Annotated in this window: 26 protein-coding genes and 1 pseudogene; 5 read left to right on the plus strand and 22 right to left on the minus strand. The window is 58.5% G+C overall.

Translation table 11 applies throughout. From position 1 onward, the window contains the following. Window positions 1-265 precede the first annotated feature (265 nt). Window positions 266-880, plus strand: a complete 615-nt coding sequence (locus T18_RS11695; protein WP_003511481.1) for a TetR/AcrR family transcriptional regulator — start codon at window positions 266-268, stop codon at window positions 878-880. A 598-nt stretch (window positions 881-1,478) separates the two neighbouring features. Further along, window positions 1,479-2,510, plus strand: coding sequence for a fatty acid desaturase (locus T18_RS11700; protein ID WP_038494299.1), 1,032 nt, complete (start codon window positions 1,479-1,481; stop codon window positions 2,508-2,510). 47 nt (window positions 2,511-2,557) lie between these two features. Here T18_RS11700 and T18_RS11705 read toward each other — a convergent pair whose 3' ends face one another. From T18_RS11705 to T18_RS11715, 3 genes are read right to left on the minus strand one after another with little or no spacing between them, the layout of a single operon-like run. After that, the gene (locus T18_RS11705) at window positions 2,558-3,133 is read right to left on the minus strand and encodes a DUF4865 family protein (protein WP_038494302.1); all 576 of its coding nucleotides are present in this window, start codon (window positions 3,131-3,133) and stop codon (window positions 2,558-2,560) included. Continuing rightward, the gene (locus T18_RS11710; protein ID WP_075807632.1) at window positions 3,130-3,564 is read right to left on the minus strand and encodes a cupin domain-containing protein; all 435 of its coding nucleotides are present in this window, start codon (window positions 3,562-3,564) and stop codon (window positions 3,130-3,132) included. The genes T18_RS11705 and T18_RS11710 overlap by 4 nt, the downstream gene beginning before the upstream one ends. Then, on the minus strand, window positions 3,561-3,962 hold the full coding sequence (locus tag T18_RS11715) for a tautomerase family protein (protein ID WP_038494306.1): 402 nt from the start codon (window positions 3,960-3,962) through the stop codon (window positions 3,561-3,563). Before T18_RS11715 ends, T18_RS11710 begins: the two co-directional genes overlap by 4 nt. Before the next feature lie 107 nt (window positions 3,963-4,069). Here T18_RS11715 and T18_RS11720 point away from each other — a divergent pair, with 107 nt between their 5' ends. From T18_RS11720 to T18_RS11730, 3 genes are all read left to right on the plus strand, one after another. Then, window positions 4,070-4,972, plus strand: a complete 903-nt coding sequence (locus tag T18_RS11720) for a LysR substrate-binding domain-containing protein (RefSeq protein WP_038494308.1) — start codon at window positions 4,070-4,072, stop codon at window positions 4,970-4,972. Between the two features lie 147 nt (window positions 4,973-5,119). Next, on the plus strand, window positions 5,120-5,575 hold the full coding sequence (locus T18_RS11725) for an Lrp/AsnC family transcriptional regulator (RefSeq protein ID WP_038494311.1): 456 nt from the start codon (window positions 5,120-5,122) through the stop codon (window positions 5,573-5,575). Next, a complete protein-coding gene (locus T18_RS11730; protein ID WP_003511488.1) occupies window positions 5,575-6,204 on the plus strand; it encodes a LysE family translocator in 630 nt (209 codons plus the stop codon). The genes T18_RS11725 and T18_RS11730 overlap by 1 nt, the downstream gene beginning before the upstream one ends. A 38-nt stretch (window positions 6,205-6,242) precedes the next feature. On the opposite strand, the pseudogene T18_RS27640 reads toward T18_RS11730, so the two are convergent. From T18_RS27640 to T18_RS11825, 19 genes and pseudogenes are all read right to left on the minus strand, one after another. Beyond that, a pseudogene (locus T18_RS27640) lies at window positions 6,243-6,377 on the minus strand (aldehyde dehydrogenase family protein); the annotation flags it as partial. Window positions 6,378-6,413: 36 nt separating this feature from the next. After that, complete coding sequence (locus T18_RS11740) at window positions 6,414-7,496, minus strand: ABC transporter ATP-binding protein (protein ID WP_038494314.1); 1,083 nt, start codon at window positions 7,494-7,496, stop codon at window positions 6,414-6,416. Further along, window positions 7,493-8,293: an ABC transporter permease gene (locus tag T18_RS11745; protein ID WP_003511491.1), complete on the minus strand. Its 801-nt coding sequence runs from the start codon at window positions 8,291-8,293 to the stop codon at window positions 7,493-7,495. The genes T18_RS11740 and T18_RS11745 overlap by 4 nt, the downstream gene beginning before the upstream one ends. Before the next feature lies 1 nt (window position 8,294). After that, on the minus strand, window positions 8,295-9,122 hold the full coding sequence (locus T18_RS11750; RefSeq protein ID WP_370647636.1) for an ABC transporter permease: 828 nt from the start codon (window positions 9,120-9,122) through the stop codon (window positions 8,295-8,297). Window positions 9,123-9,231: 109 nt separating this feature from the next. After that, window positions 9,232-10,242, minus strand: coding sequence for an ABC transporter substrate-binding protein (locus T18_RS11755; protein ID WP_026330721.1), 1,011 nt, complete (start codon window positions 10,240-10,242; stop codon window positions 9,232-9,234). A 56-nt stretch (window positions 10,243-10,298) separates the two neighbouring features. Next, window positions 10,299-10,613, minus strand: coding sequence for an NIPSNAP family protein (locus T18_RS11760; RefSeq protein WP_003511494.1), 315 nt, complete (start codon window positions 10,611-10,613; stop codon window positions 10,299-10,301). A 4-nt stretch (window positions 10,614-10,617) separates the two neighbouring features. Then, window positions 10,618-12,084 carry an aldehyde dehydrogenase gene (locus T18_RS11765; RefSeq protein ID WP_003511495.1) on the minus strand — a complete coding sequence of 489 codons (1,467 nt, stop codon included), beginning with the start codon at window positions 12,082-12,084 and terminating at the stop codon, window positions 10,618-10,620. A gap of 4 nt (window positions 12,085-12,088) precedes the next feature. After that, window positions 12,089-13,129 (minus strand): LLM class flavin-dependent oxidoreductase, encoded by a 1,041-nt coding sequence (locus T18_RS11770; RefSeq protein WP_013761893.1) that lies wholly within the window; start codon window positions 13,127-13,129, stop codon window positions 12,089-12,091. Then, on the minus strand, window positions 13,126-14,064 hold the full coding sequence (locus T18_RS11775) for a flavin reductase family protein (RefSeq protein ID WP_003511497.1): 939 nt from the start codon (window positions 14,062-14,064) through the stop codon (window positions 13,126-13,128). Before T18_RS11775 ends, T18_RS11770 begins: the two co-directional genes overlap by 4 nt. Then, entirely contained in the window at window positions 14,061-14,906 is an 846-nt protein-coding gene (locus T18_RS11780) for an alpha/beta fold hydrolase (RefSeq protein WP_003511498.1), read from the minus strand. The genes T18_RS11775 and T18_RS11780 overlap by 4 nt, the downstream gene beginning before the upstream one ends. A gap of 11 nt (window positions 14,907-14,917) precedes the next feature. Further along, window positions 14,918-15,520: an amino acid synthesis family protein gene (locus tag T18_RS11785; RefSeq protein WP_003511499.1), complete on the minus strand. Its 603-nt coding sequence runs from the start codon at window positions 15,518-15,520 to the stop codon at window positions 14,918-14,920. Between the two features lie 118 nt (window positions 15,521-15,638). Then, complete coding sequence (locus T18_RS11790) at window positions 15,639-16,817, minus strand: iron-containing alcohol dehydrogenase (protein ID WP_038494319.1); 1,179 nt, start codon at window positions 16,815-16,817, stop codon at window positions 15,639-15,641. A gap of 97 nt (window positions 16,818-16,914) precedes the next feature. Next, window positions 16,915-17,646 (minus strand): amino acid ABC transporter ATP-binding protein, encoded by a 732-nt coding sequence (locus T18_RS11795; protein ID WP_038495828.1) that lies wholly within the window; start codon window positions 17,644-17,646, stop codon window positions 16,915-16,917. A gap of 29 nt (window positions 17,647-17,675) precedes the next feature. Beyond that, complete coding sequence (locus tag T18_RS11800) at window positions 17,676-18,365, minus strand: amino acid ABC transporter permease (protein WP_003511502.1); 690 nt, start codon at window positions 18,363-18,365, stop codon at window positions 17,676-17,678. 76 nt (window positions 18,366-18,441) lie between these two features. Continuing rightward, entirely contained in the window at window positions 18,442-19,302 is an 861-nt protein-coding gene (locus T18_RS11805; RefSeq protein WP_046205621.1) for a transporter substrate-binding domain-containing protein, read from the minus strand. Between the two features lie 184 nt (window positions 19,303-19,486). Continuing rightward, window positions 19,487-20,182: a GntR family transcriptional regulator gene (locus T18_RS11810; RefSeq protein ID WP_038494322.1), complete on the minus strand. Its 696-nt coding sequence runs from the start codon at window positions 20,180-20,182 to the stop codon at window positions 19,487-19,489. Between the two features lie 144 nt (window positions 20,183-20,326). Then, window positions 20,327-21,211 (minus strand): formyltetrahydrofolate deformylase, encoded by an 885-nt coding sequence (gene purU, locus T18_RS11815; RefSeq protein WP_003511505.1) that lies wholly within the window; start codon window positions 21,209-21,211, stop codon window positions 20,327-20,329. 91 nt (window positions 21,212-21,302) lie between these two features. Beyond that, the gene (glnT, locus tag T18_RS11820; protein WP_003511506.1) at window positions 21,303-22,610 is read right to left on the minus strand and encodes a type III glutamate--ammonia ligase; all 1,308 of its coding nucleotides are present in this window, start codon (window positions 22,608-22,610) and stop codon (window positions 21,303-21,305) included. Between the two features lie 83 nt (window positions 22,611-22,693). After that, entirely contained in the window at window positions 22,694-24,022 is a 1,329-nt protein-coding gene (locus T18_RS11825) for an FMN-binding glutamate synthase family protein (protein WP_003511507.1), read from the minus strand. Between the last annotated feature and the right edge of the window lie 5 nt (window positions 24,023-24,027).

Here is a 24,027-nt window from a genome sequence, read left to right on the forward strand (position 1 = left end):
CTGAATAGTCAATGAAATTCTTGTGTCGCCGATCTGGAACCGTCCGGACGTCAAACCGGGCTCCCCGAATGATCATTCCGAATTGCCCGGCGCGTCCTCGCGGACGCATCGGGGGATGTGCTGACATATTGAACCACGCACCACGTCTTGTAAAAATCGATTCCGGTTTTTACGCCGGTGCTATAGGCAAACCACCTGTCATTTCCGCCGATTGCGACGGGTAAAAAGAGGCAAGTGCCGAAAGAATACGTAGGGATCCGGGGTTATGGCAAAAGCAAAACTGACACGCGCAGAACAGAAGATACAACGTCCGTTGGAAATTCTCGACGCCGCATTCGAGGAATTCACCAAGAGAGGATTTACGGCCACGCGGGTGGAGGACATTGCCGAGCGGGTGGGAGTGACGAAAGGCACGGTCTACGTCTATTTCGAAACCAAGGAGGCTCTTTTCGAGGCGATGATCAGGCATGCCTCGGCACCTTTTCAGGAGGCATTCAAGGCTTATGCACGCACGTCGGATGATCCCGTCGAGGAGCTTCGGATGCTTCTTGAATTCCTGTTCGACGCCCTCGTCGACAATAGAAAGATGCGGGAACTGTTTCGCTTCATCGTTGCGGAAGGAGCAAAATTCCCCGATCTCATCGACCAGCACCATGACGTGGTGATGGCGCCGGTATTCGAGCGGATCAATACGATCCTCGAAGATGGCGTGGCGAAAAAAAGGTTTAGAGCCAACCCCACCGAACTGGCCAAGGTCGTCATGTCACCCATAGTCGGAACATTGGTTTTCCGGTTGATTTTCGACGATCGGCGCAGTCTGGACAAGCAGGTCGTTCTGAAGATTCATCTCGAACTGATCATGCGCGGGCTGCTGGCATAAGCGGCACTCTCCTGCCAGACCCGGCTTTGACAAAGAAAATTAGCTTTCGATGACCCCTGATGCTGCGATCTGATACATCGCAAGAAACCTTACATGTCGGGCGCGATACAGCCACAATGCTGCGGTAAGGGTCTGTTGCCTCGAGCATATTGCTCGTATTTGAACGAGTAATTGCCATCCTGTTGCCGAGACCCGCTCACCACTCCAACTTTTCAGCGATTTTAGTTGCCGAGTCGAGCTGTGCTCCTGCGCGAGAATGCCAGTGCCGATTAAATTCTAGTACCCTTCAATCAATTTGAGGTCACCCTGCCCCTCTGTGCAAACAGCGCCGGTACAGTTAGACAGAACAGGTTCCAGCCGCGCAGAGTTGTGCGAGATCCTCGCCGAGCAGATCGACTTAATTAACCGTTTCAGATTTCAGGAGCGAGCTTACAGCTCGAAGATTTATGAACAAAACAGTGAATGCCCGCGCCGCGCAGAGCACGGAACCGCCGCGGCAACGCGTGTTGGCTCGAGATCGGGCTATTCCAGAAAACGACCGCCAGCGCGGCGAACACTTTTTTCGAAATGCAGGCAACCAGAAGGATTGCTATCAACCATGACCGCGACGTTAACAGCCCAATTACCTGGCGGCGCGAGTGAAAAGGCCCTGCTTAAAATACTTTCGAATTATCGCAAACCCCGGACCGGCCGCAGCCTGTACGAACTTGCCGTGACGCTTGTTCCCTTTGTATTCCTTTGGGCAGCAGCGTCGGTATCGATTCATTTTGGTTACTGGCTTGGCCTGCTTCTGGTGATCCCCGCAGCCGGATTCCTGTTGAGGCTCTTCATACTGCAACACGATTGCGGACACGGCTCTTTTTTCGGGCGCCGTCGATGGGATGACTGGACGGGTCGCGCAATCGGTATCCTGACGCTGACGCCCTACGACTATTGGCGCCGCGCGCATGCGGAACACCATGCGTCAGCCGGCAATCTCGATGAGCGAGGGGTTGGCGACATTACAACTCTGACCGTGACCGAATATCGTGCGCTCTCCCCGCGCGGAAAACTCGGTTATCGCTTGTACAGGCATCCGCTGGTGATGTTCGGCATCGGTCCTGCTTTCCTGTTTCTGTTCAAACAAAGGCTACCGTTTGGCATGATGCGGTCTGGAGCGTTGCCCTGGATTTCGACAATGGCAACAAATGCCGGTGTGGCCGTATTGGCCATTCTTCTTATCTGGGCGATAGGGCTCGTGCCTTTTCTGTTGGTTCATCTGCCAATAGTGCTGCTTGCCGGGTCAGCAGGTGTCTGGCTGTTTTATGTCCAGCACCAGTTTGAAGAAACCCACTGGTCCAAGCCTCCGGAATGGGCTTTTCCCCATGCGGCGATGCATGGCGCCTCGTATTACGATCTTCCGGGTCCGCTGCGTTGGATCACCGGCAATATCGGCATGCACCATGTCCACCATTTGTCGAGCAAGGTGCCTTTTTACAGGTTGCCAGAGATTCTGCACGACTACCCGGAGCTTGCGAAACTTGGTCGCATCAGCCTTCGCGACAGCCTGGGCTGCGTAAAGCTCATTCTGTGGGACGAATCCACCAAACGGCTGATTTCGCTACGTGAGGCAGAAAAGCAACCGCAATAGATGAGAGCTGGAGCGACGCAATACCCTTTGAGCCGGTGCGTGAGGTATCATTCCGCTAAATGCAGAACCGACCCCAATGAGACGTGGCCAACAGTGTAGGTTTGCATTGTTTCAGTAACGGCCGGCACTGTCGGCCAGAGGTTGAACTGTAGCAGCAGCCATTTTGTTGGATCGAATGCGGCTATGGCCGCGAGCGCGCCGGCCCTGATTGCTGAACGCGCGTCCGCGGTCGCAGTATCGCGTAGCTTCGCCAGATCAGAATGGGGCGCTATGGACCGGACCTCCCGTGTGGCATATCGCGAAGCTGTAAGATCAGGTACGTGGTCGGCGTGCCAGACCAGCCATGTCTGCACCGATGGCCAGCCGAAGTCCCGTGTCAGAACTGCAAAACCTGGACCGGACAGGAAGCTGTCTATTCCTTCTGGCTCATCCCATAGATAGAACGGCGCGTAGAGGTTTTCAGCACTGGTGAAGCCGGCATCCTGCTTTCTCGCCGAAAGATAGGCCTTGAAACGCAGGCGTGGAAAGCCATCGAGCAGCGGCCCCTTCTCCCTTATGCGCCGGTCTATGATCGCCATGTCGTAGCCGGCAGGCAGCGTGAAGCTGTATTGCATGGCGATCATGACGTGCTCTCCTCTTTTTTGACAGGTCCCATCCAGTGGACGGCAGTTCCACTCCTGACCGGCTGGACGCTGAGATAGCTGAAGGGACAGGACGGCGCGGCGCCATGCCAATGGGCTTCGCCGGGCGCAAACCACACCGCATCTCCGGCACGGACTTCACGCGGATCGTCACCCTTGCGTTGGACGAGACCGATGCCATCCAGCACGAAGAGAAGCTGGCCGCGCGGATGACTGTGCCAATGGGTCACGACCCCCGGCGGCACAAAAGCGCGCATTGCCGTCATCTCGCCATCGATCCGGCTCGATAACAGCATCTGGACGAGGAAGGATCCGCTGGAGATACCCTCAGGTGCAGCAACTATTCCGTCACCGGCTCGACGCACGCTCATGGTGGATGGACAGGCCGGTTGCATGTCGAAAAAATCAGTCATCGGCCACTCCCATCCGCCGGTGTGCCTGCTGAAACGCCTGATGCAAAGGACCAGTCATCAAACGTCGAGTTGACGATGGCGACCATCACATCCTCAGGCCTCACACCGGGCGACGCCGACAGGTTTTCGACGAGCCTCGCATAGAAGCGCGCCTTGGTTTCCGGCGATCGCGTCTTGCCCGTGGTGATATGAAAGAAAATGAAATCATCCGACCGAGGGCCGCCACGATATGTTCGGTCGAAGATCAGTTCGCCCGGTTGGTGCTGGTGGATTGCAGCGAAGCGGTCGTTTTCCGGAACGTCAAAGCAGTCGACAAGCGCGCGGTCGAGACTGTCGGAAACCGCCTTGAGATAGTCGGTGGATTTGCCTGCAAGCAGAGATATTCGGGTGAAAGGCATGAATGCGCTCCGTTCAAGAGGATTGACAGCCACACTATGAAACGACATCATCATCCTGAAAATCAAATTATTCAGGACATTACGTCCTGATTTTAGGGACATTTAATTTGCGCCTTACCCATTTGGATCTGGACGCGCTCCGCAGTTTCGTGATTGGCATCGAGACCGGGTCGTTCGCGCAGGCCGCAGACAGACTGGGGCGTTCGACCTCTGCGGTCAGCGCACAACTCAAGAAGCTGGAGGACCAGGCCGAAACCGCTCTGGTGCGCAAATCCGGCCGGGGGCTGGCGCTGACCGAGAGCGGCGAAGTGCTGCTGTCCTATGCCCGGCGTTTATTGAGCCTGAATGACGAGGCGATCAGCGCCGTTCGCGGGCCGGAACTCGCAGGCTGGATCCGCCTCGGGATTCAGGAGGATTTCGGAGAAACCGTGTTGCCGCAGGTGCTGGGCCGTTTCGCACGCGCCCATCCGCGGGTTCGGATCGAAGGGCGCATCGCTCGCAATAGCGAGTTGCGGGAGAAGGTCGAGTCCGGCCATCTTGACCTCGCCTTGGCTTGGAATGACGACACGGCTTCGCCAGCTGAAACGGTTGCATCCATGCCACTGTGCTGGCTGGGCGCGGCGGAAACAGAAACTGTCTGGCAGACCGGCGGGAAAGAGCCGCTGCCACTTGCAGTCTTGGAAGCGCCGTGCCTTTTACGTAGTATTGCCTGCAACCACCTTGATCAACAGCGTATCGCCTGGCGCATTGCATTCGTCAGCCCGAGCCTCGGCGGGTTGTGGGCTGCGACAGCCGCAGGCCTTGGCATCGCACTTCGCACACCGTTCGGCCGGCCGCCTGCCGTACGGGTTCTCGATCCACTCACCAACGGTTTGCCGCAACTCCCGTCGCTGGGGCTCAGCCTTCTTCGCTCCGGAAAAGACGAAAATCCAATCAGCGCCCATCTCGCCACGATCATCCGCCAAGCCTTGCAGGAAACGCTGCCGGAAGCATGGATAGTGCGACCGTAATCGCTGAAACAGCATAAGCTTCCGCCAAGATTATAGGTACGGCGAAGCTGCGGGGGAATCTTGGCCCCGGCTCAAGGCTTGCGCTCGATTCACTAAAATTCCGCATAATATCTTTCATTATCATAATAAACATGATTATCTGCGGAAATGGATTCAACAGACCGCAAAATCATCAGTCTTCTTGCAGAAGACGCCCGCCGCTCTCTGGCCGATATCGGAAATGTCGTGGAGCTTTCCGCTTCGGCCGTGAACGAGCGCATCCGACGCCTGACGGCCAGCGGGGCGATCCGTCGCATCACCGTTGATGCCGATCCATCCGCATTCGATTTGCCCGTGATCGCCTTCGTGTGGATCGCGTTGGCGCCGGATGCGGACGAGGCCGCGTTTCGTGTCTATGCGGCGTCGCAGTCCGCTATTGCGGAATGTCACCATGTGACCGGGCAGTGGTCCTACCTCGTCAAAGTTCACGTCGGGTCGCTGGCGGAGATCGAAACCTTTCTGGCGACAATGAAACAGAACGGGTTCCTTGCCCGTACCGAAACGATCATCGCCCTGTCTTCTGTCGTGCAGGGACCATTTATGCCGAAGGAAAGCGTGGACTGATGGAACTGATGCTCGTTTTGAAAAGCATTGTGCTGGGCCTTGCGGTCGCAGCCCCGCTCGGCCCCATCGGCGCCCTCTGCATCAACCGGACCCTTGAGCGCGGGTTCTGGGCGGGAGTGGCAGGTGGCCTTGGGACTGCTCTGGCGGATGCCGTGTATGCCAGCCTCGCAGCGCTCGGCTTTTCCGCTTTCGCGGCAACCCTTGCGACAATCGATACGCCGCTCAAAATCGTCGGCGGCCTTTTCATGCTGTGGCTCGGCTGGAAAAGCCTGAGGCCCAAACCTCTGGCAGAAGCGGCCAAGGTTGGAGCGCGCGATCTGCTCGGCACCATCACCGCGACCTTTTTCCTGACGATCACCAACCCCATGACGATACTGTCCTTTGCAGCAATTTTCGCGGGTCTCGGCCTTGCTGACGCATCGGGAGCGACGAGCGCGTTTTTTGTGGTCGCGGGCGTTTTTCTAGGGTCTTTATTGTGGTGGTTCATGTTGAGCGGCGGCGTTGCATTTGCCCGGCAGCGCCTTCCCACCACCTTTGCCCGCTGGGTTTCCCGCCTGTCCGGAGTGATCCTTGTCTTATTCGGGCTTTTTGCCCTAGGTTCACTTGCCTGGGGCATGATGGCTCATTGAAATGCAACGGTTTTTTCTGCGGCTCCAACTTCTGGGAAAATCGGCGCTCCCTCCACGGCCGCATCGAGATCGGCGTCGTCGACGATGAAGGGCGCATTGCCGCAAAGTTCCAGTCCCAGTTTCTTGATGGTCGGCGCGCATTGCCGGTAGAGATGTCCTCCCGTGCTCGCCGAAGAGCATGGGATCATTAAGATGCATATTTCCGACCCTCAACAGAAAACCTGCGCCGACGCGGGATCGAAGGCCAGATGCACGAGATCACCACGGTTGAGGCCCGAAATCGCCTCATGGCCAAATGGCAGGCGCACGGCAAAGGGCTCTCCCGAACCTGTATGGGCGACGACATGGACGTTGTTGCCAAGGAAGGTGATATCGCTGACGGTGGCCTGAAAACCGGCGTAAGAGCCGGGCCTGTTGCGGCTGAGCTGTAAACGCTCCGGACGCAGCATCAGCGCCGCCTTTTTTCCCGGCGCAGCTTCGCCATGAACCGGAATTTGGTCAAAGACGATATTCTGCCCGAGCGAAACCGTCGCCTTGCCGCCCGAGGCGGCGAGGAGATCGCAGGCGATGAAGTCGCTGTCACCGATGAATTCGGCCACGAAGCGGGTGGTGGGGTGAGCGTAAAGCTCCGGCCCCGTACCGATCTGGTCAATCACGCCTTTTGAAAACACCGCGATCCGGTCGGAAAGACGCAAGGCCTCTTCCTGATCGTGAGTGACGTAAAGGATCGTTACTTCCGTCTGCTGGTGGATGCGACGGATTTCGAACTGGATCTCTTCCCTGAGCTTCTTGTCGAGCGCCGAGAGCGGCTCGTCCATCAGAAGAACCGGCGGATCATAAGCGAGCGCCCTTGCCAAGGCCACGCGCTGCTGCTGGCCGCCCGACATCTGCGCAGGCTTTCTGTCCTCGAAACCTTCGAGACGAACGAGCCTCAGCATCTCCTTCACCTTCGTATCGATTTCCGCCTTGCTCTTTCGGCGCACTTTCAGCGGAAAGGCGATATTCTCGCCAACAGACAGATGCGGAAACAGCGTGTAACGCTGGAAGACCATGCCGATATTGCGCTTGTGCGACGGCGTGGAGAGCAGGCTTTCGCCGTTCAGCAGGATGTCGCCCGCCGTCGGCTGTTCGAAACCGGCCAGAATGTAGAGCGTCGTGCTCTTGCCCGAACCGGATGGTCCGAGAAACGTCATGAACTCGCCCGGCTGCACCTCGAGATTGACGTCCTGAACGGCAACGACCGGTCCGTATTGCTTGGCGATGCCGCGAATTTGCAGGAGCGGTTTGGTCATGTTTTCAATCCTTTTCGCACAGCCGCGACAAGCAGCATGAGAATGATGGTCACCGCGATGAGAAGCGTCGATGCAGCGGCGATCACCGGCGTCAGATCCTGCCGCAGCGTCGCCCAGATTTTCACCGGCAGCGTTTGCAACGTTGGACTTGCCATGAAGATCGCCAGCACCACCTCATCCCAGGAAGTGAGGAAAGAAAAGATCGCGGCTGAGAACAGGCCATGGCTGATGGCCGGCAAGGTGATGCGGATTTTGGCCTGCAGCGGGCTCGCGCCGCATAGCACTGCAGCGTCTTCGATCGATTTGTCGAAACCCTCGAGCGCGCTTGTCAACGCCAGAATGGAGAAAGGCAGCGCCACGACAAGATGGGCAATGACAAAGCCCGTGGTGGTACCCGCAAGGCCGAGCTTCAGGAAAAAAGCATAAAGCGCCACCGCCAGCACCACGACAGGCAGGATCATCGGCGTCATGAACAAAGCCCGCAGACCCTCGCGCCCAATGAAACGCCCCCGCACCAGGCCGAAGGAGGCCACGAGGCCGATCAACACCGACAGGACTGTGACCATCACGGCGATACGCAGGCTTGTCCAGGCAGCATCCAGCCACCTCGGATCGGCAAAGAAATCCGCATACCATTTCAGCGTCCAGCCGGGCGGCGGAAAGATCAGCCATTGCGACGAGCCGAAGGACAAAGCAGCGATGAAGACAATCGGCAGGATAAGGAATGCCGCTGTCAGCACGGTGATTAAAAGGAGCAGCCACTTCCATGCGCCAAGGCTGTTGTAGTTCAAAAGCATGTCAGCGCCCCCCTGCCCCGGCCGCGCCGAAGAATTTCAGCTGGATTGCGTAAAGCGTCAGCGTCACCACCAGAAGCACCAGCGCCGCTGCCCCGCCCATGCCCCAGTTGACGAGAGACTGCACGAATTGCGCGATAAGCTCGGCCAGCATCATGTTCGCCGTGCCGCCCAGCAGCGCCGGGGTGACGAAATAGCCAAGCGACATGACGAACACCATCAGCGCGCCGGAGATCATACCGGGAGCGGCAAGTGGAATGAGAACGCGGGTCAGCGCCTGAAAGCGGGTTGCCCCGCACAGCGCCGCCGCCTGGAGAATGGCCGGATCGATCTTGCGGATGACGCCATAGAGCGGAATGATGATGAATGGCAGCATGATATAGGTCATGCCGATCGTGACGCCGGTCAGGTTGTTGACCAGTGCAAGCGGCTTGTCGATGATGCCAAGGCCCATCAGCGTCTTGTTGACGACACCCGTCCGCTGCAACAGCACCATCCAGGCATAGGTGCGTGCCAGAAGGTTGGTCCACATGGACAGAAGCAAAATTGCGAAAACGACGGAGGCAAGCCGCGACGGCATGATGGCAAGCGCCCACGCGACAGGAAAACCGATGACCAGCGTTACGAGCGTGACCAGCGCCGAGACCGCGAATGTATTGAAGAAAATCTTCAGGTAGGTGGAGCTGCCCAGCAATGCGGCGTAATTGCCAAAGCCCAGAACAGGCTCGGTAACGCTGCGCGACAGCAGGATGATAACCGGCACGACGAAGAACAGGGCAAGCAGAACGAATGCCGGCAGGGTGGCGGCAAAATTGCCGGGCCGGAAGGGCATCCGCACCTTCGTCTTCGGGCTTTCTGTTTCATCGGTAAGCGAGACCATGCCCAAACCTCCCCGGAGGTGAAAATTTGCGCGGGCGCTTTTGGCTGCCCGCGCCGTTGCCTTACTTGGCCTGCCAGGCGTACCAGCGCTCACCGATCTCGTCACGATGTTGCGCCCAGTAGTTCATGTCGGCATTGACCTGGCTCGCTGTCTGCTGGTCAGGCAGGGTCTTTGCCGTTTCCGGATCCATCAGCTTTGCGGATTCGACATTGACCGGGGCATAACCCGTGGCAGACGCCATATCCGCCTGCGCCTGCGCGGAGGTCGCAAGAGCGATGAACTTCATCGCCGCGTCCTTGTTCTTCGTTCCCTTGGGAACCACGAGGGAATCCGCTGCCGTGATGTTCTGCTCCCAGGAGGTCTCCACCTTCACACCGCTCTTCTCAAGCGCTGTCATGCGGCCGTTCCAGACGCTGCCGAAGGGTGCCTCCGCAGAAGCGATCAACTGCTGCGATTGCGCACCGCCAGACCACCAGATGATATCGGATTTGATCGTGTCCAGCTTCTTGAAGGCGCGATCGAGATCGAGCGGGTATAGCTTGTCGGCGGCAACACCATCGGCCAGCAGGGCTGCTTCGATCACACCCGGCGCGGACCACTTGTAAAAGGTGCGCTTGCCGGGGAACTTTGCCGTATCGAAAAGGTCGGCCCAGCTCTTGGGGCAGGCGGCTACAGCATCAACATTGCAGCCGATGACGAAGGAATAATAGAAGCTTCCGACGGAGTAATCAGTGACGAAACGAGGGTCTAGCTTCGTTTTGTCGATGACGGCGAAATCAAGCTTCTCCAGCAGGCCCTTCGGCCCGGCCTGCGCGGCGTAGTCGCCCTCCACGTCGACCACATCCCATGTCACGCCGTTCGCCTCGACCATGGCTTTCAGCTTGCCATAGTCCGTCGGGCCATCCTGAAGCACGTTGATGCCGGTCGCCACCATGAATTTTTCGGCCCAGGCCGCCTTCTGCGCGTCCTGCGTGGTTCCTCCCCAGCTGGAAAAAACCAGATCATTCGCCTGTGCGGATGCGCCCAGGGCGAAAATTGCTGCGCATGTCATCAATACCAGTTTCGATCTCATGTTCCCTTACTCCGTTTTAGAGCTTGTTGTTGGCATGCACTTCGCGGCCGGCAGATTCACTTCAGCGGTGAAAAAGGCGCCGGCTTCATGATCTTGTTTTCGGCGACTTCAATGAGGTCGCGGATCTTAGGCAGGAAAGACAACCAGCGTGGATCGGCCAGTAGCCGCGCGCGCCGTTCTTCGCGGTCATCCAGGCTGGAAAAAGCCCAGATGTGGACAATTTCATTGATCGGCCCGATCTCGGAAAAGAAGTAACCCACCAGCTCGCCCAAATGGCTTTTCTGGATTTCGATGCCTTCCTCCTCGACAACCCCAAGGTAGGCCGGAATGGCGCCGTTCTTCAGCCGGTAGGTGCGGATCTCGTAAAACATCGCGTCACCGCATCACGAATGGATCGGGGATCGGGTCATCGGAGGTTCTAAGCCATATGGTCTTCGTGCGCGTGTAATCGAGCGCTGCCGCAAGCCCGCCTTCGCGACCATCACCGGAAAGACCGAACCCCCCGAAAGGCGCAATCGGTGAGACGGCGCGATAGGTGTTCACCCAAACCACACCGGCGCGGATCGCCTTCATCAGTCGATGGGCGCGCGTCAGGTTCTGCGTGAAGACGCCCGAGGCGAGGCCATAGACCGTGTCATTGGCCAAAGCGATCGCTTCCGCCTCGGTTTCGAAGGAAACAACCGAAAGAACCGGGCCGAAGAACTCCCTTTCCATGGACGGCGAACGAATGCCGTCACAATCGAGAATGGTCGGAGGGTAGAAATAACCAGCGCCATCCACCGCCACACCGCCCGTCACCACCTTCGCACCGGCTTTTTCGGAAGCAGAGACCAGAGAGACAATATGCTTGCGCTGCCGCTCGGTCGCGAGCGGCCCCACTTCCGTTGCCATGTCCAGCGGCGAGCCGATGCGGATCGCCTCAGCCTTCGCCTTCAAAATCCCGAGGAAGCGATCCTTCACGCTTCTCTCGACAATCAGCCGTGATCCGGCAACACAGCTCTGACCGGTCGCCGCGAAAATTCCCGCGACCTGCGCATTGGCGGCGCTTTCGAGATCGGCGTCGGCAAAGACGAGGATTGGCGATTTGCCGCCGAGTTCGAGCGACGTGGAGGCAAGATTTTCGGCCGAGTTGCGGACGATGTGACGCGCCGTTTCCGGCCCGCCGGTAAAGGCGATATGGGCCACCTTGGGGTGCGTGGTGAGTGCCGTGCCGCAGGACGCACCGAAACCAGTGACTATATTGACGACGCCGGCAGGAAAACCAGCCTCCTGCACCAGCCGGGCGAACTCCAGAAGCGGCGCCGGTCCGTCTTCCGAGGCCTTGATGACGATTGTGCAGCCGGCAGCGAGCGCCGGGCCGATTTTAACGGCTGCCAGAAAAAGCTGGCTGTTCCACGGGACGATCGCGGCCACCACACCCACGGGCTCGCGCCGCAGCCAGACATCCATGTCCGGCTTGTCGATCGGCAGGTAAGCGCCCTCGATCTTGTCAGCCAAGCCCGCATAATAGCGATAATAGTCCGCGACATAGGCAATCTGCGCCGAGGTCTCGCGGATGATCTTACCGGTGTCACGGGTTTCGAGCTCGGCAAGCGTCTTTGCATTTTCGGCAACCAGATCGGCAAGCCGATAGAGCAGCTTGCCGCGTTGCGTCGCCGTCAGTTTCGACCAGGCGGCATCGTCATAAAGCGCCCGATGCGCAGCCTCTACGGCGCGGCTAATATCCGCTTCGCGGCTTTCCGGCATTTCTGCCCAGGGTTCACCGGTTGCCGGGTCGAGGCTCGAAAAGCTCGCCTCACCATCCTCGAAGCGCCCGTCGATGTAACATTGGAAACGGCGCATCATCTTACTCCTTGAAAGCCGGCATGACATCGGAAAGGAAGCGTTCCAGCGAGGCCTTCTTGCGCTCGAAGCTCATGCCGGTATCGATCCAGAAGGAATATTCGTCGTAGCCCATGGCCTCGTAGGCCTTAAGCCGGGTAATGACTTCATCGGCATCGCCGACAACGTTGTTCTTGCGCATGACATCACCGGAAAGCATGGCGTTTGCGGCAATCTCCTCCGGCGCAATACGCTCGATCAAACCCTGATGAACGGGCTTTTCGTTTTTGAACCATGCAAAGAAGTAGTTGTAGTAGACGCTCATCTCATGGGCCGCCTGGGCAATGTCGGCTTCACCGGAACCGACATAGGTGTGGCGCAGCAGCATGATTTTCGGCCGCTGTTTATCCGGATTTTTCGCACAGGCATCGTTGAAGCGGCCCATCAGGGTTTCCACCTCGTCATCGCCTTGCCAGAGCGGCGTCACCTGAACATTGCAATCATTGGCGACAGCGAATTCATGCGAATTCGGATCACGCGCCGCCACCCAGATGGGCGGAAAAGGCTGCTGCAGCGGTTTGGGAGCCGATGTGGTGGCCGGGAACTTGAAGAATTCGCCGTCGTGGGTGTAGTCACCCGCCCAAACCCCTTTGACAGCCGGAATAAGCTCGCGCATCCGCTGGCCGGCGCCCCAGGCATCGAGGCCTGGAAGCAGCCGCTCATATTCGAACGAATAGGCGCCACGCGCGATGCCGATATCAAGACGGCCGTCACAGATCAGATCCGCCATCGCCGCTTCTCCGGCAAGCTTGATCGGGTGCCAGAAAGGCGCGATCACCGTTCCCGTACCCAGGCGTGCCGTCTTCGTACGCCGCGCCAGATCGGCGATCGTTACAAAGGGGTTGGGCGCTATGGTGAAATCCATGCCGTGATGTTCGCCGGTCCAGATGGCATGCATGCCACCACGATCGGCGATTTCGCAAAGCGTTACGAACTCCTCGTAGAGTGTCTTGTGGTCCTGGGAGGCGTCCAGCCGCTCCATATGAACGAAGAGGGAGAATTTCATGGTTTTGGCCCCTTCATGGAGATGGGATGAACCTTGCCGGCGGTCTCGTTCCCGACATAAACACCGAAATTGCCGATCGAGCTTTCCAGCACGAAACGATTGACGATATCCGCCGTAGCGCCGGAGTCGAATTTTGCCGAAGCCAGCGCGCCGGGCAACAGAAAACGGCCCTCGCGCGGCGCTTCATCGCCATCGGCAAGCGCGTGATAGACGACGTGTTGGCGCCCGTCCGTCTTGTTCTCATAAACCGAGTAGAGAAATCCCGTTTTGACGGAGAGACCCGTCAGGTCTTCGAGACGTGATGTCAGCGCCGCGACCGGATCGCCGCTTGCCACGACACAGCCGGGAAGCGACAGCACGTCGTCGCCAACGAGGTAAATCTCGCCGCGCCGTTCCAGAACGGCGCCCACGACGATATCGCCCTCTGCCGCTGCCGATACCGCCTTTGCAGCCAGCATCGGCGTGAAATAGCCGCCGCGCGCATAACCGAGACCGTTCAGGCCGCTATTGTCGAAAGCCTCGATACGGCCGAGCAGAATGACATGATCGCCGGCCTCGATAACCTCCTGCATCGAACATTCGAACCAGGCCGCGACGTCTGCAAAGACCGGGGAGCCCTTCGGCGCATCCAACCAGCTGGCGGTGGCGAAACGGTCTTCGACCGGCCGGGCGAAGGTGTTGGAGAGGTCCTTCTGGCTTTCCGACAGAATATTGACCGCGAAGTTTTTGGTGCCGGTCATCGTCATGAAATTGCGCGAGCTGCGGGCAAGGCAGATCAGTAGCAACGGCGGATCGAGCGAAACCGAGGTGAAGGAGTTGGCGGTAAAACCGATGGGCTTTCCTGCATCGTCCCGGGTGGTCACGATTGTTACTCCCGTAACGAAAGCGCCGAATGCATCGCGCAAAGCGCGCGGATCAAGGGTTGCAACAGTCATTGCGGCTCCTCCTCTGAAGCCAGCCATTCGGCCATCATTGCATTGACAGTTTCAGGCGCGGTCAGGTTGACCATATGCCGGTGCGCCTCAACGACGCGGGCGTAACCGCGCGGTGTGATCGCCGCCATCTGCTCGGCCATCAAAGACGTCGAATTGGGGTCGTCCGAACCCGTCAGGAAAAGAGCCGGGCAGATGACCGAGGGCCACCGATCCGCATAGGTCTCGTCGCCGCCCGCAAATGCGGTATAGGCAACCGCGTAACCTTCGGGATCGACCATTTCCAGCCAGCCCCGCGTCAACTCCCGCGCCTGCTGGCTCTTTGGATCGTCGCCGAACCAGCGTAACAAAGGGCCTTCCTTGTCCACGCCGGTGGTCCGGATGGCAGCCGCGCGTGCAAGAACCGCAGCCTTCGCGGCCGGATCACGGCGGTAGACGCCGTTCAGATAACCAACGCGCGCAATTCGATCTCCAAAGGTTGCAGCGGCACCGCCGGAAATCAGCGCACCCATGGAGTGCCCGGCCACATTGGCACGCGCGATCCGCATATCGTCAAGAAAGCGGCCGAACCAGCCGACAAAATCCTTGAGTGAGCTGCCCGCTGGCAGGCGTTCACTGCCGCCATGCCCCGGCATATCTACCGCGATGACACGGTGCGTCTTTGAAAAGATTTCGATCTGCGGCTTCCAGGCTTCCAGCCGCATTCCCACACCGTGGATGAGGATCAGGTCTTCACCGGCGCCTGCCTCGAAATAGGCCGCCCCGCCCTCGGTCACCTTGCGAGGGAGCGCGGCAGCACCTGCCTTTGCAGCATTGACCCGTGACGTGGTGGCGGCCTCCTGCATTTGCATCACCCTCAAACGCCCGCCGGGTTGGCAACATCCTGACCGAGATCCTTCAGATCCTGATACCGGTCGCCGATGCGGTGATGAGGCCTGCCGCCGACTGAAGCACCGAGCGCCACGACGATCTCGTCGGCAGCCGGAGCATCGGGAACGGAGGTCTGGATAGTCAGGTAGTGCGAACGGCGGCCTTCATCGTTCTTGTCCATTAACGGGATCATGATCGGCGCATTGCCGGGACCACGCGTATTGCAGAAGGCCAGATAGGACTTGGCACCCACAGCCTGACGATAGTGATTGCCGAAACGCAGCGTGTGAATGAGCGCGGAGGCATGTTCGATCTCACCATCCAGCCCGACGACGGCCGCCTTGCCATAGGCCTCCACCGCTTCGCCGGAACCCACGGCATCAAGGATCATCTTCGTCAGGAGTTCGCCCAGCACCGGCGCCCCGGCGTGGATTTCCGGTTTGAGATCGTCCACGAAGCCTTTTCCAGCCCAGGGATTTTTCACGACCGCGATGGCGGTGAACAGCTTCAAAGGTGTCGCTGCGGCCTTGCCTCCTTCAATCAACGTTGTTTCGACCTGCAACAGGGTCTTACGGATCTGGATGGGCATAGGCGTTCTCTCCGATAAATATGATGTCTTATGGTATGCCATAATATGCAGGTGTCAAGTGGCGGAAGTCTGCGGCTTGAAGTTGTGAAAAATAACAATTCTTACAGGAGGTTATGGCTCAAGGCCCTTCCATGCGGCCGTCAAAGGCAAGTTCGTAAAGGCGCGTCATTTCCGCTGCCGTCGGAACCCGTGGGTTATTTGCCGGTGTGCCGGAGGCGAGGCCTTGCCGCACCATTTCCGGCAAAAGATCGAGATAGCGGGTTTTGTCGATACCGAATTCCTGCGGGGTCGGCACCTTCAACCGCCTGTTCAGGTCGATGAAAGCCTCCACCATCTTTGCGCCTGCAATCTGGTCACTGTCCGTCGAACTGGCGCAACCAAGTGCGCGGGCGGCGGCGGCATATTGCGGTAGAGCGGAATTCAACGAAAATTGTGTGACCAACGGCAGCACCATCGCATTCGACATGCCGTGCGGAACATGGAAAAAGGCACCGACCGGCCGGCTGAGGCCGTGGATCAACGCTGTGGATGTGTTGGAAACGGCAAGACCCGCATGCGTCGCCCCGAGCATCATCGCTTCGCGTGCTTCCCGGTTTTGCGGGTCGTTCGCGACTTTTTCGAGATTTGCCCCGATCAGTTTCAGCGCGGACAGCGCCAACGCCTCGGAATGGGCATTACCGTTGCGGTTGACCAGCGCTTCCAGCGCATGGGTCAGCGCATCTATGCCGGTATCGACCGTGACGCGGTAAGGGCAGGTCAGCGTCAGCTCGTAATCGATGATGGCCGCAACGGGCAAAGCGGCAGTGCCGAGGATGAGCATTTTTTCGCTGGCAGCCGTATCCGTCACGACGGCGGCGCGTGTTACTTCCGATCCGGTTCCTGCGGTTGTGGGTATGGCAATTACCGGCATGACGGCAAAATCCACGATCCTTGGAACTTTCAGCGCCCGCAGCTCTTCGCCACTGGTTGCAACGATGGCGCCTGCTTTCGCCGTATCCATGGCGCTACCGCCGCCGAGTGCGACGAGACCATCATGACCGCCCCCGGAAACGCGTTTCACCAGTGTGGCGATGGATATATCCGTTGGATCTTCTACGACATCCGCAAAAATGGCGGCATCGATACCCTCACCGCCAAGCGCCTGCAAAAGCGCATCCGCATGGCCGAGTTTCTGCATGACTGGATCGCAGACGAGTAGAGGGCGCTTCACCCCCAGAGATTTCAACAGTGACGGCAATCGGAAACGGCTGCCACCGCCGATGAGCATTTCGCGAGGCATCAGGACACGGTTTATCATTGCGGTTCTCCGCCACTATCATTCTGCGTTGTTCGGAACGGCCTAAGGCACACGATCTGAAGCGGGATTTCGCCATCCCGCTCCGGTCACCGTGGCGTCAATGCGCCAGGATTTTCGACAGGAACGAGCGTGCGCGATCCGTCTTCGGATTGGTGAAGAAGCTGTCACCCTCGCCGATCTCGACGATCTCGCCGCCATCCATGAAGACGATGCGGTCAGCCACCTTGCGGGCAAACCCCATTTCATGCGTCACCACCATCATCGTCATGCCTTCCTGCGCAAGCGAGACCATGACGTCGAGCACCTCGTTGATCATTTCCGGATCAAGCGCCGATGTAGGCTCGTCAAAAAGCATGGCGACCGGATCCATCGCCAGCGCGCGGGCGATTGCGACGCGCTGCTGCTGACCGCCGGAAAGTTGACCGGGATATTTCTTCGCATGCGCGGTAAGCCCCACCCGCTCCAGAAGGGCGTTGGCTTTGACCAGCGCCTCCGCAGGGGAGCGGCCGAGAACCTTCTCCTGCCCGATGCACAGATTTTCGAGGATCGTCATATGCGGGAAGAGTTCGAAATGCTGGAACACCATGCCCACTTTGGAGCGCAGCTTAGGCATATCGGTCTTGGGGTTGGTCACCTCAACCCCGTTGACGGTGATGATGCCGTTGCCGATCGTCTCCAGCGCATTGACGCATTTGATCAGCGTCGACTTGCCCGAACCGGGCGGCCCGCAGATCACGACGACTTCGCCCTTGGCGACATTCAGGCTGCAATTGGTCAGAACCTGAAAGGTCGGACCGTACCATTTGTTGACGGATTGAAGTTCGATCATGCTGGTTGCTTGAGACATCGGACTTCTCCCTAGTGTACGTCAGCCGACATTGGGCCGTAGGCTTTGCCGAATCGTTTCTCGATACGGCGCTGGATGAGTTCCCAGGCGGTCGTCATGGCGAGGTAATAAAGGGCCGCAACCATGAAGAGCTCCAGAACGAGGAACTTTTCCTGGATAAGAACCTGCGTGCGGCGCAGCAGCTCCTCCATGGAAATGATGGAGGCGATCGACGTTGTCTTCAGCACGCCATTGACGGAATTGCCAAGCGGCGGAATGATGATGCGGAAGGCCTGCGGCGCAACTATGTAGCGCATCACCTGCGCCTCGGTCATGCCGATGGCGCGCGCCGCATTGATTTGGCCTTTGGGAACCGCGGCGATACCTGCCCGGACGATCTCCGACAGATAAGCGGCCTCGCAAAGCGACAGGCCGATCAGGGTGGACTGCAGAACCGTCAGCTTGATGCCGAGCTGCGGCAGGCCGGTATAGATGATGATGAGCTGCACCAGCAGCGGCGTGCCGCGAAATATCCAGGTGTAGAAATAGGCCGGTCCGGAGAGGAACCGGTATTTCGACATGCGCATCACCGCAATGACGAAGCCCAGCGCAAGACCCGCCGTCATGGCAAAAACCGTGAGGCCGAGCGTCACCATCGCCCCCTCGAAAAGATAATAATTCGTCAGGTATTCGAAGAAACCTTCCCAGTTCCAACCCTTCACGTCTTTCTCCAATTCATGCGGGAATGGTCGCGGCGAGAACTCTCCCGCCGCGCTGACAGTTCAGATGGAGGAGATTTCAGCCTTCCGGACCAAGAACGGCGAGGTCGCCGGGCGCGATGCTCACGCCATAACCACCCATCAGCTTTTCAAGCGAACCATCGGCCTTCATTTCCTTGAGAGCAGCAGAGACGGCACTGGCGACGTCCTTGCTTCCAAAGGAAAGCGAACCGGGCGTAGGGTACATGCCGGAAAGTGCATGCGTGAACTCGCCGCGATCCTGGTATTGCTTGGCGACAGGATCGATGGAGACCGCGGCCTGAACCTGACCTGCCCGCAGCGCCTGATAGACGGTCGCGTAATTGTCGAACAGGTTTATGGTCATCGGCGCAAGACCGCGTTTCTTGAAGTCCTCGTTCAATTCCTTGATCTTGCGCTCGGCATAGCCACCGATATCGGTGCTGACGGCCTTACCGGCCAGATCGTCCACCTTGGTGATGGGCTCGGATGCACCGACGGCCGTTGAAATGCTGATGGCGAGACTCTCATAGGGGATCATGAACAGGATCTTGCGCCGCTCCGCCGTCACGAACAGGCCGGCATTGATCATATCCCAGCGGCCGCCCTGCAGGCCCGGCACCATGGTGGCATATTCCGTGCTGATATATTCGGGCTTCAGGCAGAGGCGCTTGGCGATTTCATAACCCAACTCGATACGAAGGCCTTTGAGCACACCCTGTTGGTCGGCATAGGCCATGGGCGGCAATGTCGGGCTGGTCGCCATCACGAGATGGCCGGGCTTGATGAGGTGATCGTTGGATATTTTCGGCGTGCAGTCCTGTGCAACGGCCGCACCGGCAAGAAGACTGATGACAAAGCCCGCCAGAGAGGTTTTGGCGCGCACGGCTATGCATTTCCGGGAAATCGGATACCAGTTCATATTAAGCTCCGCTCTTTATATTATTTATTATGGCATACCATCACACCAAACGGATTGCCCTGTCAATAAGCGGTCATTTGTTTTTCTAAATTATTGTAAAACAACCATAAAATCAAAAAACTGCAGAGCCTGCGGCCGCCAACTGGGCAACCGCAAGACAAGCAGAACGGAGCGCCAAAAACCGTCAGTCAGCCGTTTTTTGCGCGGTGAGAACGGCTTCGGCGATAGCACATGCGCTGGTGACATGATCGAGAGCGGCTTTGTAAGCGGCGTCCCCGTCACCTTTCCGGATCGCATCGACGATCTTTTTCATCTGCGCCGGACCTTCGGTATCGCGGCTTTTCGTCTTAATCGTCATGGAGCGAAGATGGTTGATCCGCACCGTCAGCAAATTGACGACGCCCCAGGCGACATGCCGGTCGATCTTGCTGAACAGCGTATGATAAAAAGACGAGGTATGCGCGAGAACACCGGGCATATCCTTGGCAACGTAACTTTCGCGAATATGCTCGAGTGAAGCCTCAAGCGCCTCGACAATGGCGGGATCGCGACGCTCCGCACAAAGGCGCGCCGCCATTCCCTCCAGCGCACCGCGGATTTCGTAAATCTGCTTGGCCTCGGCGAGATCGAGCAGCGCAACCATCGGCCCCTTGTTCGGCAAATTCGCCACCAGCCCCTCGGACTCCAGATGCCGCAGGACTTCGCGCACGATGGTGCGGGAAACGCCCGGCTGGGCGCAGAGATCGCGCTCTACGAGGCGATCTCCCGGACGGAAGTAACCGTTCACGATGGCGTCGCGCACCTTGTCGAGCGCAAGCTCCCTCAGCGTCTTGGTCGGACGCTCAACGCGAATGGCAGTTCCCTGCAAAGCACCGGTCATGGTATCACCTCGTTTGGCACATCCCGCTTCCGCCCGCCGGGCGTGAAAACAGGTTCTGGCTCTTTATATTATGGCGTACCAACTTATTTAGCCGCGCACCATGTTTATGGCAACAGCGCGCGACCCGCTTGTCGCAATGCCGCGTCACCCCATCCGTTCCGATGCATAGCTGCCCGGGCTTGGCGGGAAGACCACGGTGCGGTTACCGTTGATGAAAGTACGGTGGTGGATATGGGCGTGGATGGCGCGTGCCAGAACCTGCGCCTCGACATCCCGGCCGAGCGAAACATAATCCTCCGCGCTCTGGGCATGGGTAATACGCACAATATCCTGCTCGATAATCGGACCTTCATCGAGATCGGCGGTGACATAGTGGGCCGTCGCACCGATCAGCTTCACGCCGCGCTGATAGGCCTGCTTGTAAGGGTTGGCGCCCTTGAAGGACGGCAGGAAAGAATGGTGGATGTTGATGATCTTCCCCGACATCGTCTCGCACATCCGGTCGGAAAGCACCTGCATATAACGCGCAAGCACGATCAGCTCGGTTCCGGTGCTTTCGGCAATATCCATGATCCGGGCTTCAGCCTGTGGCTTGTTTTCCTTCGTCACTGGAATGTGGTGGAAGGGAATATCATGATTGACCACCACTTTCTGGTAATCGAAATGGTTGGAGACGACGCCAACAATATCGATCGGCAAGGCCCCGATGCGCCAACGGTAAAGCAGATCGTTCAGGCAATGGCCGAAGCGCGACACCATCAGCAGGACCTTCATCCGCTCGGACTGGTCATGAAGCGCCACTTCCATGCCGAATTTCTGCGAGATCGGCATCAGTCCAGCCATCAAGTCGTCACGCTTTGCTCCCTCTTCGGAAATGAAGCCCACGCGCATGAAGAAACGGCCCGTACCGAGATCATCAAACTGCGAACTATCGACGATGTTGCAGCCTTTTTCAGCGAGAAAGCCTGAAAGGGCAGCGACGATACCTCGGGTGGACTTGCAGGTTACGGTCAGGACGAAGTTCGTCATCCGGCACTCTCTCTGTCATCGATACTGGAAAAACCCCGCGCTGTCTGACGAGCGCGGGGAAAAGCCGCGAGGGCGGCGGGGAAACCCGAACTCAAACGTCGAGCGTTGTCTGGTGCTCCCAGGCAGTGAATTGCGCGCAATAAGCGTTCCACTCGCCCTGCTTGAGCTTGAGATAGGCCTTTGAGAACTCCATGCCCAATGCCTGCTGCAGTTCCTCGTCCTTCTCGTATTCGCGCAGCGCATCGAGAAGATTGAGCGGCAGTTTCGGCGCATTCGTCACGGTATGACCTTCGCGATACATGTCTATATCGTGATGCGGACCGGGATCGGCCTGTGAGCGGACACCCGACAGACCGGCCGCAATGATGATGGCCTGGAGCAGATAGGGGTTCACGGCGCCATCCGGCAGACGCAGTTCGAAACGCCCCGGCCCTGGCACGCGAACCATGTGGGTGCGGTTGTTCCCGGTCCAGGTCACCGTGTTCGGCGCCCAGGTCGCGCCCGAGATGGTCCGCGGCGCGTTGATGCGCTTGTAGGAATTAACCGTCGGATTGGTGACGGCCGCAAGAGCGGAGGCATGTTTCATGATGCCGCCCAGAAACGTCTTGCCCTTTGCGGAGAGCCCGAAAGGCATTGCCTTGTCGGCAAAAGCGTTGACCTTGCCGTCCAGATCCCAGACCGAAATATGAGCGTGGCAGCCGTTGCCGGTCAGACCCTTGAAAGGCTTCGGCATGAATGTCGCGCGCAGCCCGTGCTTTTCGGCAACCGACTTGACCATGAACTTGAAGAAGGAATGTTTATCCGCCGTCTGGAGCGCATCGTCATATTCCCAGTTCATCTCGAACTGGCCGTTCGCGTCCTCATGGTCGTTCTGGTAGGGTTTCCAGCCCAACTCCAACATGTAGTCGCATATTTCCGCGATCACATCGTAACGACGCATCACTGCCTGCTGGTCGTAGCAGGGCTTTTCCGCCGTGTCGTACTCATCGGAGATTTTCGCGCCGTCCGGCGAAATGAGGAAAAATTCCGGTTCCACGCCGGTTTTGACCCGCAGCCCTTGCCCGGCCGCTTCCGCGATGAGCTTTTTCAAAACGACGCGCGGCGCCTGTTCCACAGGCTGGTCTTCCATGACGCAATCGGCAGCAACCCAGGCCACATCCTTTTTCCAGGGAAGCTGGATGACCGAGGAGGCGTCCGGCACTGCGAAGAGATCGGGATGGGCGGGCGTCAGATCGAACCATGTGGCGAAACCGGCAAATCCGGCGCCGCCCTTCTGCATATCGGCAATCGCTTCTGCAGGAACCAGCTTGGCGCGCTGGCCACCAAAGAGATCGGTATAACTGATCATGAAATATTTGATGCCTTTTTCGGCAGCAAACTTGGAGAGGTCCAGTGTCACGTCATTCCCCTTTTTTTGAATATCAGACACTTCATCGAAAAAGACGGCCACATCCTCCCAAATGCGCCCGTCCATTGTGTTTTTTAAAAGCTGCCTTTACCCGGGAACCAGTTTGTTCCCGCCAGCGGAACCTGCGCCATTGCCGCAGCCTCCATGGTTAGAGCCACCAGATCTTCCGGCTCCAGATTGTGGAGATGGTTTTTGCCGCAGGCGCGTGCGATGGTCTGGGCTTCGAGCGTCATGACCTTCAGATAGTTGGCGAGGCGGCGACCGGCGGCGATTGGATCAAGACGTGCGGCAAGTTCCGGGTCCTGCGTGGTGATGCCTGCGGGGTCTTTGCCCTCGTGCCAGTCATCATAAGCGCCGGCCGTGGTGCCTAGCTTCTGGTATTCATCTTCCCATTTCGGGTCGTTATCGCCCAGCGCCACCAGCGCCGCCGTTCCGATGGCAACCGCATCGGCACCAAGCGCCAGAGCCTTGGCGACATCCGCACCCGAGCGAATGCCACCGGACACGACCAATTGCACCTTGCGATGCATGCCGAGATCCTGAAGCGCCTGTACTGCGGGGCGAATACAGGCAAGCGTGGGCATGCCGACATTTTCGATGAAGACGTCCTGCGTGGCCGCCGTGCCGCCCTGCATGCCATCAAGCACCACCACATCGGCACCGGCCTTCACGGCAAGTGCGGTGTCGTAATAGGGGCGCGCACCACCAACCTTGATGTAGATCGGTTTTTCCCAATCGGTGATTTCGCGCAGTTCAAGGATCTTGATTTCCAGATCGTCCGGGCCGGTCCAATCAGGATGACGGCAGGCGGAACGTTGGTCGATGCCCTTCGGCAAATTGCGCATATTGGCGACGCGATCGGAAATCTTCTGGCCAAGCAGCATGCCGCCGCCGCCCGGTTTCGCGCCTTGGCCGACGACCACCTCGATGGCGTCCGCACGGCGCAAATCCTTGGGGTTCATGCCATAACGCGACGGCAGATACTGATAGACCAGCGTCTGGCTGTGGCCGCGTTCCTCATCCGTCATGCCGCCATCGCCCGTCGTGGTGGACGTGCCGGCAATGGTCGCGCCACGGCCGAGCGCTTCCTTGGCGTTGCCGGAAAGCGCGCCGAAGCTCATGCCGGCAATGGTGATCGGCGTTTTCAGCGTGATCGGCTTCTTGGCAAAGCGCGTGCCAAGGGTGACGGTCGTATCGCACTTCTCGCGATAACCTTCGAGCGGATAACGCGAGATGGACGCGCCGAGAAACAGCAGGTCGTCGAAATGCGGCACCTTGCGCTTCGTGCCTGCGCCGCGAATATCATAGATGCCGGTCGCAGCCGCACGGCGGATTTCCGCCAGCGTATGATCATCGAAAGTCGCGGACTTGCGCGGTGGGGTGAAGGGGTTGTGATAGCTCATCGGAA

The organism is Rhizobium sp. TBD182 (genome assembly GCF_001950375.1).
GTDB classification, from domain to species: domain Bacteria; phylum Pseudomonadota; class Alphaproteobacteria; order Rhizobiales; family Rhizobiaceae; genus Agrobacterium; species Agrobacterium tumefaciens.

What these genes read in the sequence shown, in the direction of transcription:
- T18_RS11695 (WP_003511481.1), top strand. Translation starts at nt 266, where the DNA reads ATGGCAAAAGCAAAACTGACACGCGCAGAACAGAAGATACAACGTCCG.
- T18_RS11700 (WP_038494299.1), top strand. Translation starts at nt 1,479, where the DNA reads ATGACCGCGACGTTAACAGCCCAATTACCTGGCGGCGCGAGTGAAAAG.
- T18_RS11705 (WP_038494302.1), bottom strand. Translation starts at nt 3,133, where the DNA reads ATGATCGCCATGCAATACAGCTTCACGCTGCCTGCCGGCTACGACATG.
- T18_RS11710 (WP_075807632.1), bottom strand. Translation starts at nt 3,564, where the DNA reads ATGACTGATTTTTTCGACATGCAACCGGCCTGTCCATCCACCATGAGC.
- T18_RS11715 (WP_038494306.1), bottom strand. Translation starts at nt 3,962, where the DNA reads ATGCCTTTCACCCGAATATCTCTGCTTGCAGGCAAATCCACCGACTAT.
- T18_RS11725 (WP_038494311.1), top strand. Translation starts at nt 5,120, where the DNA reads ATGGATTCAACAGACCGCAAAATCATCAGTCTTCTTGCAGAAGACGCC.
- T18_RS11730 (WP_003511488.1), top strand. Translation starts at nt 5,575, where the DNA reads ATGGAACTGATGCTCGTTTTGAAAAGCATTGTGCTGGGCCTTGCGGTC.
- T18_RS11740 (WP_038494314.1), bottom strand. Translation starts at nt 7,496, where the DNA reads ATGACCAAACCGCTCCTGCAAATTCGCGGCATCGCCAAGCAATACGGA.
- T18_RS11745 (WP_003511491.1), bottom strand. Translation starts at nt 8,293, where the DNA reads ATGCTTTTGAACTACAACAGCCTTGGCGCATGGAAGTGGCTGCTCCTT.
- T18_RS11750 (WP_370647636.1), bottom strand. Translation starts at nt 9,122, where the DNA reads ATGCCCTTCCGGCCCGGCAATTTTGCCGCCACCCTGCCGGCATTCGTT.
- T18_RS11755 (WP_026330721.1), bottom strand. Translation starts at nt 10,242, where the DNA reads ATGAGATCGAAACTGGTATTGATGACATGCGCAGCAATTTTCGCCCTG.
- T18_RS11760 (WP_003511494.1), bottom strand. Translation starts at nt 10,613, where the DNA reads ATGTTTTACGAGATCCGCACCTACCGGCTGAAGAACGGCGCCATTCCG.
- T18_RS11765 (WP_003511495.1), bottom strand. Translation starts at nt 12,084, where the DNA reads ATGCGCCGTTTCCAATGTTACATCGACGGGCGCTTCGAGGATGGTGAG.
- T18_RS11770 (WP_013761893.1), bottom strand. Translation starts at nt 13,129, where the DNA reads ATGAAATTCTCCCTCTTCGTTCATATGGAGCGGCTGGACGCCTCCCAG.
- T18_RS11775 (WP_003511497.1), bottom strand. Translation starts at nt 14,064, where the DNA reads ATGACTGTTGCAACCCTTGATCCGCGCGCTTTGCGCGATGCATTCGGC.
- T18_RS11780 (WP_003511498.1), bottom strand. Translation starts at nt 14,906, where the DNA reads ATGCAGGAGGCCGCCACCACGTCACGGGTCAATGCTGCAAAGGCAGGT.
- T18_RS11785 (WP_003511499.1), bottom strand. Translation starts at nt 15,520, where the DNA reads ATGCCCATCCAGATCCGTAAGACCCTGTTGCAGGTCGAAACAACGTTG.
- T18_RS11790 (WP_038494319.1), bottom strand. Translation starts at nt 16,817, where the DNA reads ATGATAAACCGTGTCCTGATGCCTCGCGAAATGCTCATCGGCGGTGGC.
- T18_RS11795 (WP_038495828.1), bottom strand. Translation starts at nt 17,646, where the DNA reads ATGATCGAACTTCAATCCGTCAACAAATGGTACGGTCCGACCTTTCAG.
- T18_RS11805 (WP_046205621.1), bottom strand. Translation starts at nt 19,302, where the DNA reads ATGAACTGGTATCCGATTTCCCGGAAATGCATAGCCGTGCGCGCCAAA.
- T18_RS11810 (WP_038494322.1), bottom strand. Translation starts at nt 20,182, where the DNA reads ATGACCGGTGCTTTGCAGGGAACTGCCATTCGCGTTGAGCGTCCGACC.
- purU (WP_003511505.1), bottom strand. Translation starts at nt 21,211, where the DNA reads ATGACGAACTTCGTCCTGACCGTAACCTGCAAGTCCACCCGAGGTATC.
- T18_RS11825 (WP_003511507.1), bottom strand. Translation starts at nt 24,022, where the DNA reads ATGAGCTATCACAACCCCTTCACCCCACCGCGCAAGTCCGCGACTTTC.